This window comes from Actinokineospora sp. NBRC 105648 (assembly GCF_030269645.1).
GTDB lineage: Bacteria > Actinomycetota > Actinomycetes > Mycobacteriales > Pseudonocardiaceae > Actinokineospora.
Genome location: NZ_BSTR01000037.1, coordinates 1 through 12,184, shown reverse-complemented (window position 1 = coordinate 12,184; position 12,184 = coordinate 1). Strand labels below are relative to the sequence as shown.

Genomic DNA, 12,184 nt, shown 5'->3' with positions numbered 1-12,184 from the left:
CGTGTAGTTGTTTGCCCAGCTCAGGGCGGGTACAAGAGATCATATAGCCGGCGGCGCACGGGGGCGCCGGCGCTGAGCGGACGGGGTGCGGGGTGCCACCTGGACGGCCGACCATCAGGTCGCGACAGGTCGCCGGTGAGCTGCGCAGGCTGCGCAAGCAAGCGGGCTTCACCACCGGGGAGGTCGGCGCGCGGCTCGGGCTGTCGCAGGCCAAGGTGAGCCGGGTCGAGACCGGCACCAGCGGGCTGCGGCTGCGCGACGTGGAGGCGATGCTCGGGCTCTACCGGGTGCCCGAGCCGCGGCAGGAGGAGATCCTCGACCTGGTGCGCCGGGCGGCCGAGCCGGGCTGGGTGCAGGTGCACGGCCGCGGCCTGCCGGAGCAGTGGCAGACGCTGATCGACTGGGAGTCCAAGGCGATCAGCCTGCGCGAGCACCACCCGACCCTCGTGCCGGGGCTGCTGCAGACCGCCGAGTACGCCCGGGCCGCCATCCGCGACACCGCCCCGCAACCGCCCGGCGAGGCCGAGTTGGACAGCAAGGTGGCCGCCCGGCTGGCCCGCCAGGGCATCCTGAGCCGCGACTGCCCGCCCACCCTGCACGTGCTGCTGGGCGAGGCGGCGCTGCGGCTGCCGGTCGGCGGGCCCGCGGTGGCGGCGGGGCAGTTGCGGCACCTGGTGGAGGCCATCCGCAAGCCGCACGTGCTGGTCCAGGTCGTGCCGCAGGCGGCGGGCGCGCACCCGGGCCTGGAGGGGGCCTTCCTGATCATGGACTTCCCCCAGGACCAAGCCCTGGTGCACACCGAACACCGCACCCGCAGCCTCTTCCTCGACGACGACATCGCGGTGATCACCCACCGGCGGGCGTGGGAGCGCATCGCCACCACGGCGCTGCCGCTGCGCGACTCGGCGGCCTTCATCGCGGAGCTGGCCGACCTCGGTTCATAGCCGGATACGCTCCGCCGGTGCCACAACCGCACCTCCACCGGCCGCGCTGGACCCACGTGGTCGTCTCGGCGCTGCTGGTCTCGGCGCCGACCGTGGCGTTCACCTGGGGCGTGGTCCTGCTCGTCCTGGACCGGCCGGTCGGCGGGTCGATCGGGGGTCTCGCGCTGGTGGTCGGGATGTCGGTCCTGCTCGGCCACTCGTTCCGGTCGCGGCCGATGGCGGTCGGCCCCGACGGCTTGGTGATCACCCGCGACGGGGTGCGGATCACCCTGCGCTGGGCGGACTTCGCCGAGGCGCGCACGCGCTCGTTCGGCCGGGTGGAGCTGTGGTTCACCCGCGGCCTGGTGGAGCCGGCCAACGGCGACGGCGCGTGGGCGGTGCGGCAGGCTCGTCGCCGGGGGCTCCACCGCGCGGTGCGGCTGCACCCCTACTTCGCCGACTGGCGCACGTCCGAGGTCTTCGCGCTGATCCCCGGTGAGCGCTGCCGGCCGCACCGGGCCGGATACGCTCCCCCGGTGGCAGCACCGCTCGTCTACCGGCCGCGCTGGGCCTATGTCCTCGGTCTGGCGGTGCCCGCGACGGCGGTCGGCGTCGTCATCGGCTGGCTGGTCGTCTACCTGATCTACGTCGGCGCGGGCGCGCCGTTCCACCAGTCGGCCTCGGGGCTGGCCGCCATGACGGTCGGGATGGCCGCCCTGTTCTCCTACCTGCTCCGCTCGCAGCCGATGACCGTCGCCGCCGACGGCCTGTCGATCGACCGCAACGGTGTGCGGATCACCTTGCGCTGGGCCGACTTGGCCGAGGTGCGCACCCGGTCGTTCGGCCGGGCCGAGCTGTGGTTCACCGAAGCGCTGATCGAGGCGGGCGAGGGCACCCGCCCCAGGGTGGTGGCCCGACTGCGCAAGCGCGGCACCGCCCGGGTGGTGCGCTTGCACGCGTACTTCACCGACTGGCGGGCCTCCGAGATCGCCCCGCTGGTGGCGCGGTGAGCGGGCGCTTGGTGTTGGCCGCGACCCCGTTGGGCGAGATCGGCGACGCCTCCGCCCGCCTGGTCGAGGCGCTCGGGTCGGCTGATGTGATCGCCGCCGAGGACACCCGCCGCACCCGCAACCTGGCTGCCGCGCTCGGGGTGACGCTCACCGGAAAGGTTGTGAGCTTCTACGACGCCGTCGAGGCGTCCCGCGCGCCCGGGCTGGTCGAGGCGATCGAGGCGGGGCAGACCGTGCTGCTGGTCACCGACGCGGGCATGCCCAGCGTGTCCGATCCCGGGTTCCGGCTGGTCACCGCTTGTGTCGAGGCCGACCTGCCGATCACCTGCCTGCCCGGCCCGTCCGCGGTGACCACCGCGCTGGCGCTGTCCGGGCTGCCGTGCGACCGGTTCTGCTTCGAGGGCTTCGCCCCGCGCAAGCAGGGGGAGCGGCGGAAGTGGTTGGCGGTGCTGGTCGACGAGCCGCGCACCGCGGTGCTGTTCGAGGCGCCGCACCGGATCGCGGACTTCCTGGCCGACGCGGTCGAGGTGCTCGGCGGCGAGCGGCGCGCCGCCGTCTGCCGGGAGTTGACCAAGTCCTACGAAGAGGTCAAGCGCGGGACGCTTGCCGAGCTCGCCGAGTGGGCACATGAGGGTGTACGCGGGGAGATCACGGTCGTGCTGGCCGGGGCCGAGCCGCGCACGCTCGACCTGGACACCCTGGTGGGCCGGGTCCGCGCGCTGGCGGCCGAGGGCACCCGGCTCAAGGACGCCGCCGCGGAGGTGGCCGCCGCCACGGGCGTGAGCAAGAAGACCCTGTACGACGCCGCGGTGAGCCGCGCCTGAGCCACGCGGAGTGGTCAGCTTGGAGATCTCGGTCGGACCCGCCCGGCTGGTCGCGCAGATCACCGGCCACGAGTCGATCAACGGCACCGCCGACAAGTACGGCGTGCACGCCACCGACCTGGGCATCATGTGGGACGACGAGACCGGTCGCACGTTCGTCGTCTTCGGTGACACCTACGGGCAGGGCTGGTGCGGCAACGGCGCGGGCCCGAGCCACGGCAGCGACTGGCGGTGCAACTTCCTGGCCATCGCCGCCGACCGCGACCTCGACACCGGGCTGCGCATCGCCTCGGTGGTCGCGCGCGACGACGGCCACGCCCGGCAGATCCTCGACCGCGACCCCCGCCGCGACGAGGAGACCGTCATCCCGTGCGCGGGTGTGGCGATCGACGGCACGCACTACCTGCACTACATGTCCGTGCGCGCCTGGGGAACGCAGGGCAGGTGGGTCACCAACTACGCGGGGATCGCTGTGTCCACCGACGGCGGCGCCACCTGGGAGAAGCCGGAACGGTCCCGTTGGATCAACCGCGCCGAGCACGACCACCCGTTCCAGATGGGTGCCTTCGCCCTCGGCGCGGACTACCTCTACCTGCTCGGCACGCCCAACGGCCGCTGGGGCGGGGCGAGCCTGGCCCGGGTGGCCAGGGACCAGGTGCTCGACCCGCACGCCTACGACTACTGGACCGGCTCCGGCTGGTACCCGCGCGACCCGTTCCGCGCCGTCGCGGTCATGCAGGGGCCGGTGGCCGAGCTGTCGGTGGTCTACAACGTCCACTTCGGACAGTGGCTGGCCGTGCACCTGGACGAGGCCAGGGCCGCCATCGTGCTGCGCACCGCGCCCGAGCTCACCGGGCCGTGGTCCGAGCCGCGGGTGCTCACCAGCGGGGCGGAGTTCCCCGGTCTGTACGGCGGTTTCCTGCACCCGGACTCGGCCAACGGCGCGGTGATCCACTACGCGATGTCGCGCTGGGAGCCCTACAACGTCTACCTGGTGCGCAACGAGCTCACGCGCTCTCCCGGCTGAACGTCCGCACACCCCACAGCACGGATAGCGCTGTCATCGCGAACAGCACCAGTGAGCCGGTGAGCAACGCGTCGGTGGTGAACTCCCCGCGGAAAGAGGCCCGTTCGGCGTCTACGACGTGGGTGAACGGATTCCACCGCGAGATCCCGTAGAGCCATCCGGGCGCTAGACCCTGCGTGATCGGGATGACGATGCCGGACAAGAGCAGGATCGGCAGTAGAGCCGTGTTGAGGATCGCGGGGAACGCCTCTTCGCTCTTGAGTCGCAGTGCGAGCGCGTAAGAGCAGGACGACAGCGCAAGAGACAGCATCGCCACCATCAGCAGCGTTAGCGCTACCGCGCCCACCGAGGCCCTTAGGTCAAACATCAGGAACGCCAACACAAGGATCAACAACGCCTGCGCCACCGTCTGCACCGCGTCGCGCAGCACCCGGCCCAGCAGCAGCGCGGTCCGGCTGACCGGGGTCACCCGCATCCGCTCGAACGCGCCCAGCCGCAGCTCGGCCAGCAGGCCGAAGCCGACGAACGAGCTGCCGAACAGGGCCAGCTGGATGATCAGCGCCGGGGTGAGGATCTGCCAGGAGGTGCCCGGCGGGAAGCCCGGGGTGCTCTCGGTCATCCGCTCCAGCAGCGGTCCGAACAGGACCAGGTAGAGCACCGGCTGCAACAGCCCGATCATGATCCAGGCCGGGTTGCGCAGGGACAGGCTCATCGCGCGGCTGAAGATCAGCCAGGTCTCACGCGGCACGGTCGGCCTCCGGGGCGGTGGGCTGCTCGGCGTCGCGCAGGGTGCGGCCGGTCAGGGTGAGGAAGACGTCGTCGAGGGTGGGCTGCTGGACGCGCAGCGAGGTGGTGCCGATGCCCGCGCCGTCGAGGGCGCGCAGGAGTTCGGGCAGCGCGTCGTCGCCGCGCGGTACCCGGAACTCGACGGTGTGCTCGCCGGTCGCGACCTCGTCGGCCCCGGCGACCCGGCTCGCGATCTCGGTGGTCTTGACCAGGTCGGACGGTGCCACGCCGACCGCCACCAGGTCGCCGGACACCTGCGCCTTGAGCGCGGCGGGACTGCCCTGGGCGACGATGGCGCCGTTGTCGATCACCAGGACGCGGTCGCACAGGCTGTCGGCCTCGTCGAGGTAGTGCGTGGTCAGGAAGACCGTGGTGCCGTGGTCGGCGCGCAGGGCGCGGATGTGCGCCCAGAGGTTCGCCCGGCTCTGCGGGTCGAGCGCGGCCGTCGGCTCGTCCAGGAAGACCAGCCCCGGGTCGTGCACCAGCCCGAGCGCTATGTCGAGCCTGCGCCGCTGACCACCGGAGAGCGTCTTGATCGGCCGCTGGTCCAGCCCGGCGAGGTCGAGCCGCTCGGCCAGCGCGGCGCCCCGACGGCGGGCGTCCGCTTTGGACAGTCCGTAGAGCCTGCCCTGCAGTTCGACCTCCTCGCCGACCCGGGCCTCCGGCAGACCGCCGCCGCCCTGGGGGACGTACCCGATGCGCCTGCGGACCCCGACCGGGTCGCTCGCCAGGTCGATCCCGGCGACGGTGGCCCGACCGCTGGTCGGCGCGATCAGCGTGGTCAACATCCGCAGGGTGGTCGTCTTCCCGGCGCCGTTGGGCCCGAGGAAGCCGACCAGCTCCCCGGCCTCGACGTCGAGGTCGACCCCCCGAACGGCCTCGACTGCCCGACCCCGCGCCCGGAACGTCCGGGCGAGGCCGCGTGCCTCGATCATGGTGTACCCCCACTACTCAAATTTGACTACGCAGCCAGCATGGCTCGCGGGAGGTGTGTAGTCAAGTTTGAATAGTCAGGCGAACTCGCGGTTGCCCGGCTCGCCGTCGAGCGCGTAGGCGCCCTCGCCGAGCCTGCGCACCAGGTCGGTGGCCCAGGCGAGGTCGGCGTCGAGCTGCCCGAGCCACAGGTGGGCCTGCTCGCACACGTGCTCCGGCTTGAGCCCCGGCGGCCCGTCCTGCCACTGGCGCAGCTCGCCGCGCTGCGCGGTGAGCCCGTCGATCCGCTGCCGCAGCATGGCGACCGCGTCCGCCCGCCGCAACGCAGGCAACATCGAGATCGCGGCGTTGAGCATGAACGGGTCGCCCGGGACCGCCAACCCCTCCTTCACCAACCGCGTGAGCTCCTCACGACCCGCCTCGGTGATGGTGAAAGAGGTCCGGTCGGGACCCCCGTCGCCCTGCTCGACCTCGTCGACGAGCAGGCCGTCGGCCACGGCCTTGCGCAGGGCGTGGTAGAGAGAGCCGGGCTTGATCCGGGCCCAGGAGTCGGCCCGCCAGCTCAGCAGCTCGGCCCGGATCTGGTAGCCGTGCGCCTTACCCGCCCAGTGCACCACGCCCAGCACGAGCATCCGCGTGGCCGACATGGGTGTTCCTCCTGCTCACTGGACCGGCGACGACCCAAGGCTAGGCGGTCGCCGGCCCCGCACCCGCCCCCCGTGTCACGGGGTGTCACTTGCTTGATCGATGGTGGCACCGGGGTCTCAGCGGTGTCACTCGCGGACTAGGTGTGTCACCTCGAGGTCAGGTGTGTCACTTGGGGTGTCACTTCGCCCGCGGGTACTCGTTGCGGTGCGGACGACGCTCGTGTGCTGGTGGGCGGTGACCGGTGGTGGGACGATCGAGGTCGTGGCAGACCTGTCGGAGCCGACGGTGGAACGCCGGGGATTCCTGGTCGGGTCCTTGTTGGCCGCTGCCGCGCTGGTCCACCCGACAGCCCCGCCGCTCCGGTTCGTGACTGCCCGCGCGGGCTCCACCCGCATCGGGATGGCTGATGCGGAGGCGATCACCTCGACCGCCGAGCACTACCGGCGGCTGGGCAACCGGCTCGGTGGGGGCATGATCCGCGAGCAGGTCGTCCGGTTCGTCCACGGCGAGGCCACTAGAGCGCTGCACGGCGACTACACCCAGGACACCGGTCGCGCCCTGTTCTCCGCCGTCGCCCAGGCCACCCGGCTCGCGGGTTCGATGGCCGCCGAGGTCGGGCGGCACGCGTTGGCCCAGCGGTACTACGTCCAGGCGTTCAACCTCGCCATGCACGCCGACGACCGCCGCTACGCCGCTGAAGTCCTCACCCACGCGAGCAGGCTCGCGGTGCAGAACAGCCAAGCGGCGATGGACGAGCGGGACGCCCACCACAACGCGCGGCATGCCGTTGGTCTGGTGCGTGCGGCGCGGGAGGTGGGCGCCGGTGCCACTCCCGTCCTCACCACCCAGCTCCACGCCGTCGAGGCCCGTGGGCTGGCTCTGCTCGGCGACCGCGCGGCCACCACCGCGGCCGTCGACGCCGCTCTCCGCGCGTTCGACCGCACTGATCCGGCCCGGGAGCCCGCTTGGCTCGGCTACTACTCGCGCACCGAGCTCTACGGCGAGCTCGGCCAAGGCCTGCGGGACGTCGGCTGCCCGAACCGCGCCGTCGGGATGATCGAGCAGGCGCTGGCCGGCACCGACCCGTGGCGGACCCGCAGCCGGGCCTTCGCCCAGACCGACCTGGCCATGGCCTACCTCGCCCAAGGCGAACTCGAGGCCGCGGTCAGCGCCGCGGGCACGGCCGTGGACATCGCCGAACCGGTGGCCTCCCAGCGGATCTTCGACCGGCTCGCGGTGCTGCGCCGCCGCCTGCCCAGGCACCCCCGGGTGGCTGAGTTGGACCGGCGGATCGGCGGGCTCGGTACTCCTGTGAAAACCCGCTGGGAGACCTCCGTACGCTGAGTCCATGAGCGCCCCCGTGCTGACCGCGGTGGCCTGGCCCTACGCCAACGGCCCCCGCCATATCGGTCACGTCTCCGGATTCGGTGTCCCCTCGGACGTCTTCTCCCGCTACATGCGCATGTCCGGCCACCAGGTGCTCATGGTGAGCGGCACCGACGAGCACGGCACCCCGATCTCGGTGCAGGCCGACAAGGAGAACCTGACCACCCGCGAGCTGGTGGACAAGTACAACCGGGTCATCGCCGAGGACCTGCAGGGTCTCGGCCTGTCCTACGACCTGTTCACCCGCACCACCACCGGCAACCACTACCGCGTGGTCCAAGACCTCTTCACCGCGCTGTGGCGCAACGGCTACGTGCAGGCCAAGACCCAGATGGGCGCGATCAGCCCGTCCACCGGCCGCACCCTGCCCGACCGCTACATCGAGGGCACCTGCCCGATCTGCGGCTACGACGGCGCCCGCGGCGACCAGTGCGACAACTGCGGCAACCAGCTCGACCCGATCGACCTGAAGAACCCGCGCTCGCGGATCAACGGCGAGGTCCCGAAGTTCATCGAGACCGAGCACCTGTTCCTCGACCTGCCCAGCTTCACCGAGACGCTGGGCTCGTGGCTGTCCACCCGCACCGAGTGGCGGCCGAACGTGCTCAAGTTCAGCCAGAACCTGCTCGAGGACCTGCGCCCCCGGGCGATCACCCGCGACCTGGACTGGGGCATCCCGGTCCCGCTCGACGGCTGGCGCGACGCGCCGATGAAGCGGTTCTACGTCTGGTTCGACGCGGTGATCGGCTACCTGTCGGCCAGCGTCGAGTGGGCGCGGCGGACCGGCGACAAGGACGCCTGGAAGCAGTTCTGGACCGACCCGTCCCAGGCCTACTACTTCATGGGCAAGGACAACATCGTCTTCCACTCGCTGATCTGGCCGTCGCTGCTGCTCGGCCAGAACGGCGCGGGCGACAAGGGCGGCGAGGTCGGCTCGTTCGGCAAGCTCAACCTGCCGACCGAGGTCGTCTCCAGCGAGTTCCTGACCATGAGCGGGTCGAAGTTCTCCACCTCCCGCGGCACCGTGATCTACGTGCGCGACTTCCTCCGCGACTTCGGTCCGGACACCCTGCGCTACTTCATCTCGGTGGCGGGCCCGGAGAACCAGGACACCGACTTCACCTGGGACGAGTTCGTCCGCCGGACCAACTTCGAGCTGGCCAACGAGTGGGGCAACCTGGTCAACCGGTCGGTGTCGATGGCGCACAAGAACGTCGGCGCCATCCCGCGCCCGACCGCGCCGACCGCGGCCGACGCCGAGCTCAAGGCGCTCGCGAAGGCCGCGTTCACCACGGTGGGCGACAACCTGCGCCGCTCGCGGTTCAAGGCCGCCGCCACCGAGGCGATGCGGGTGGTCGGCGCGGCGAACAAGTACCTCTCCGACGAGGAGCCCTGGAAGCGCAAGGACGACCTGGAGCGGCGCGACACCATCCTGCACACCGCGCTGCAGGTGGTCTCGGACGCGAACACGCTGCTCACGCCGTTCCTGCCGCACTCCGCCCAGCAGGTGCACGAGCTGCTCGGCGGCAAGGGCGTCTGGGCCGCGCAGCCGGAGCTGGTGGAGGTCGACGACCTGGACAACGAGGGCGTCCGGTACCCGATCCTGACCGGTGACTACAAGGGTGAGGCGGCCCGCTGGGAGTCGACCGAGATCGAGGTCGGCAAGCCGCTGGAGAAGCCGACGCCGCTGTTCGCCAAGCTCGACCCCGAGCTCGGCGAGGTCGGTCCGGAGTGGGCGCCCGTCGTCAAGTGAGCACGCGCAAGGGTGAGCGACCACCGGTGCCGGAGCGCCTTCCGGCGCCGGTGGTCGACGCGCACACGCACCTGGACGCCTGCGGTGCCAAGGATTCCGCCGATGTGTCCACAATGCTCGATCGGGCCCAGGCGGCGGGTGTCGACCGGGTGATCACCGTCGCCGACGACCTCGCGTCGGCCCGCTGGGCGGCTGAAGCGTCCACTTGGGACGATCGGGTGTTCGCCGCGGTGGCGGTGCACCCGACCCGCACGGCGGAGTTCGGCGACGCGGACAAGGCGGTCGTCGAGGCGCTCGCCGGGCAGCCGCGCGTGGTGGCCGTCGGCGAGACCGGGCTGGACTACTACTGGGACTACTCGCCGCCCGCCGCCCAGCACGCGGCGTTCCGCTGGCACATCGACCTGGCCAAGCGGGTCGGCAAGCCGCTGATGGTGCACGACCGCGACGCCCACGACGACATCCTGCGGATCCTGACCGAGGAGGGCGCCCCCGATCGGGTGGTCTTCCACTGCTTCTCCGGTGACCTGGCGTTCGCCAAGGCGTGCGTCGAGCGCGGCTTCGTGCTCTCGTTCGCGGGCCCGGTGACCTTCCGCAACGCCGCGCCGCTGCGCGAGGCCGCCGCGTTCGTCCCCGCCGAGCAGCTGCTGGTGGAGACCGACGCGCCGTTCCTGACCCCGCACCCGTTCCGCGGCAGGCCGAACGAGCCCTACTGCGCCGCGTACACGCTGCGCGACCTCGCGGCACTGCGCGGGGACGACGTGGCCGAGCTGGCGACCGCGGTGTCCGCGACGGCCGACCGCGTCTTCCGGTTGCCGAGCGTGACATCAGACCTTGCGAACGGTAGATGATTGCGATGAATGGGGGATGGCAAGCCGCCGTCGAGGGTGTGACAGGACTCACGACATCGCCGGATGTGTTTGCGGATCACCCGTGGGCTCGTTACTGTCCCGTGACCGTACGACCCGGGACACCAGTCCGGGGTTGGCCCGGAGCAGGTCAGTACACGTCGGGGTGGCTGGCTGCGGGTCGTCGGAACACACGAAAGCGCGACAGTGCGCGCACGCGAGGGAGTGGGGACGGTGGCGATGAGACCGCTGGCCCCAGAGCGTGCGCACCCGGGGCGCGCCTTCTGGAGGAATCGACCCTGTGAGCGGTAAACAGACCGGCGGTTTCGACCGCCCCGGGCACGACAGCTTCGCCGACACCGACTGGTTCACCCCGGTCAAGGTCGGCACCGGCACCATCGACAGCGAGGCGGACGACTTCACCGCCTGGCAGTCGGAGTTCCCGTCCTTTCAGCTCGAGGACACCGGTTTCTCGTCCTCGCTGAGCATCACCGACCACGACGTCCGGCACGCGCTGGGCCCGCAGGCCGACGAGATCATGGCCTCGGCCGGGGTCGACGTCGACGAGCTGATCCGGCTGATCAACGCCGAGACCACCGTCCTGCCGGTCATCCCCGACGAGCTCTCCTCGTCCCCCCAGCCGCTCAAGGTCACCGACGAGCAGCCCCCCGGCCTGATCGCCGCGGTGAAGCGCTGGAAGGGCACCTTCCTCAAGGCCACCATCGCCGCGGTACTGGTCACCCTGGTCGGCGGCGGCGCCGCGGCCATCGCGATGAACAACACGGTGACCGTCGACGTCGACGGCCAGGCCCGCCAGGTCAACACCTACGCCGACACCGTGGGCGAGATCCTGGAGGAGGAGGGCATCTCGGTCGGGTCGCACGACTCGCTGAGCCCCTCCCCGACCGCCGAGATCGGCGACGACGGCAAGATCGTCCTGCAGCGCGGCCGCCAGCTGCACCTGACCGTGGACGGCGAGCAGCGCGAAGCCTGGGTGCGCGCCACCACCGTCGGCGAGGCGCTCAAGCAGGCCAACGCCCCGGTCAACGGCTCGTGGGTGTCGGTCGGCAACGAGGCCGCGGTCCCGCTCGAGGGCCTGTCGGTCGAGATCAAGACCGCCAAGTCGGTCACCGTGTTCGACGGCGGCGGCGCGCCCCGGTCGATCACCACCAACGCGCTCACCGTGCAGGACCTGCTCGCCGAGCTGAAGCTCTCGCTCGGCCCGGAAGACGCGATCACCCCCGGCGCCGACCTGAAGATCGTCTCGGGTGCCGAGGTGCGGATCAGCCGCACCGGCGTCACGGTGATCAACCAGACCGAGCCGGTCGCCCCGCCGGTGCAGAAGGTCGACGACCCCGAGGCCGACAAGGGCAAGGAGACCGTCGCCGAGCCCGGTGTCCCCGGCGAGCGCATCGCGACCTACCGGATCACCGAGAAGAACGGCAAGGTCACCAAGCGCGAGGAGATCGGCTCCAAGGAGATCCTGGCGCCCAAGCCCCGCATCATCAAGGTCGGCACCAAGAAGCCCCCGGTCCCGGACCCGGTGAAGACCCCCCCGGTCACCGACGGCTCCGCCTGGGACCGGCTCGCGCAGTGCGAGGCCACCGGCAACTGGGCCATCAACACCGGCAACGGCTACTACGGCGGCCTCCAGTTCGACGCGGGCACCTGGCGGGCCTACGGCGGCACCGCCTACGCGCCCCTGCCGCACCAGGCCAGCCGCGAACAGCAGATCGCCATCGCCACCAAGGTCCGCGACGACCGAGGCGGCTACAGCGCATGGCCCGCCTGCGCACGCAAGCTCGGCCTGCCCACCTGATCACCCGCTAGACGGCTCAACCACTGCTCCACGACAGGCCACCCCGCCCTCCGGCGCCGGTGGCCTTTGTCGTTTGCGGGGAGGTGCGGAGGGCGGACGAATTCCCAGCCCAGCCCAGCCCAGCCCAGCCCAGCCCAGCCCAGCCCAGCCCAGCCCAGCCCAGCCCAGCCCAGCCCAGCCCAGCCCAGCCCAGCCCAGCCCAGCCCAGCCCAGCCCAGCCCAGCCCAGCC

The 12,184-nt window shown here is 71.6% G+C and carries 11 protein-coding genes; 8 read left to right on the top strand and 3 right to left on the bottom strand.

From position 1 onward, the window contains the following. Positions 1–92 precede the first annotated feature (92 nt). Genes QSK30_RS26440 through QSK30_RS26425 form a run of 4 tightly spaced genes read left to right on the top strand, consistent with a single transcriptional unit; the run spans position 93 to position 3,784 of the window. A complete protein-coding gene (locus QSK30_RS26440) occupies positions 93–944 on the top strand; it encodes a helix-turn-helix domain-containing protein (RefSeq protein WP_285506788.1) in 852 nt (283 codons plus the stop codon). Between the two features lie 17 nt (positions 945–961). Further along, a complete protein-coding gene (locus QSK30_RS26435) occupies positions 962–1,933 on the top strand; it encodes a hypothetical protein (RefSeq protein ID WP_285506786.1) in 972 nt (323 codons plus the stop codon). Continuing rightward, positions 1,930–2,757: a 16S rRNA (cytidine(1402)-2'-O)-methyltransferase gene (gene rsmI / locus QSK30_RS26430; protein WP_285506784.1), complete on the top strand. Its 828-nt coding sequence runs from the start codon at positions 1,930–1,932 to the stop codon at positions 2,755–2,757. The genes QSK30_RS26435 and rsmI overlap by 4 nt, the downstream gene beginning before the upstream one ends. Positions 2,758–2,776: 19 nt before the next feature. Further along, complete coding sequence (locus QSK30_RS26425) at positions 2,777–3,784, top strand: glycoside hydrolase family 183 protein (protein WP_352231624.1); 1,008 nt, start codon at positions 2,777–2,779, stop codon at positions 3,782–3,784. Here QSK30_RS26425 and QSK30_RS26420 read toward each other — a convergent pair. The 3 genes from QSK30_RS26420 to QSK30_RS26410 all read right to left on the bottom strand — a co-directional run bounded on the left by QSK30_RS26420 (position 3,765) and on the right by QSK30_RS26410 (position 6,150). Then, complete coding sequence (locus QSK30_RS26420) at positions 3,765–4,532, bottom strand: ABC transporter permease (RefSeq protein ID WP_285506782.1); 768 nt, start codon at positions 4,530–4,532, stop codon at positions 3,765–3,767. The two genes, QSK30_RS26425 and QSK30_RS26420, sit on opposite strands and share 20 nt — an antisense overlap. Then, positions 4,522–5,505 (bottom strand): ATP-binding cassette domain-containing protein, encoded by a 984-nt coding sequence (locus tag QSK30_RS26415; RefSeq protein ID WP_285506780.1) that lies wholly within the window; start codon positions 5,503–5,505, stop codon positions 4,522–4,524. Before QSK30_RS26415 ends, QSK30_RS26420 begins: the two co-directional genes overlap by 11 nt. Before the next feature lie 75 nt (positions 5,506–5,580). Beyond that, on the bottom strand, positions 5,581–6,150 hold the full coding sequence (locus QSK30_RS26410) for a PadR family transcriptional regulator (protein WP_285506778.1): 570 nt from the start codon (positions 6,148–6,150) through the stop codon (positions 5,581–5,583). 100 nt (positions 6,151–6,250) lie between these two features. Between QSK30_RS26410 and QSK30_RS26405 the strand changes: the two genes are divergently transcribed. From QSK30_RS26405 to QSK30_RS26390, 4 genes are all read left to right on the top strand, one after another. Further along, a complete protein-coding gene (locus tag QSK30_RS26405; protein WP_502871888.1) occupies positions 6,251–7,495 on the top strand; it encodes an NsdA family TPR-like regulatory protein in 1,245 nt (414 codons plus the stop codon). A 4-nt stretch (positions 7,496–7,499) separates the two neighbouring features. Next, complete coding sequence (metG, locus tag QSK30_RS26400) at positions 7,500–9,290, top strand: methionine--tRNA ligase (RefSeq protein ID WP_285506773.1); 1,791 nt, start codon at positions 7,500–7,502, stop codon at positions 9,288–9,290. Next, positions 9,287–10,138, top strand: a complete 852-nt coding sequence (locus QSK30_RS26395; protein ID WP_285506771.1) for a TatD family hydrolase — start codon at positions 9,287–9,289, stop codon at positions 10,136–10,138. The genes metG and QSK30_RS26395 overlap by 4 nt, the downstream gene beginning before the upstream one ends. Before the next feature lie 298 nt (positions 10,139–10,436). Beyond that, entirely contained in the window at positions 10,437–11,954 is a 1,518-nt protein-coding gene (locus tag QSK30_RS26390; RefSeq protein ID WP_285506769.1) for a resuscitation-promoting factor, read from the top strand. Positions 11,955–12,184: the final 230 nt, after the last annotated feature.

Excerpts from the sequence above, each read along its gene's own strand:
- QSK30_RS26415 (WP_285506780.1), bottom strand. The coding sequence starts at position 5,505 with ATGATCGAGGCACGCGGCCTCGCCCGGACGTTCCGGGCGCGGGGTCGG.
- QSK30_RS26410 (WP_285506778.1), bottom strand. The coding sequence starts at position 6,150 with ATGTCGGCCACGCGGATGCTCGTGCTGGGCGTGGTGCACTGGGCGGGT.
- QSK30_RS26405 (WP_502871888.1), top strand. The coding sequence starts at position 6,251 with ATGGTGGCACCGGGGTCTCAGCGGTGTCACTCGCGGACTAGGTGTGTC.
- metG (WP_285506773.1), top strand. The coding sequence starts at position 7,500 with ATGAGCGCCCCCGTGCTGACCGCGGTGGCCTGGCCCTACGCCAACGGC.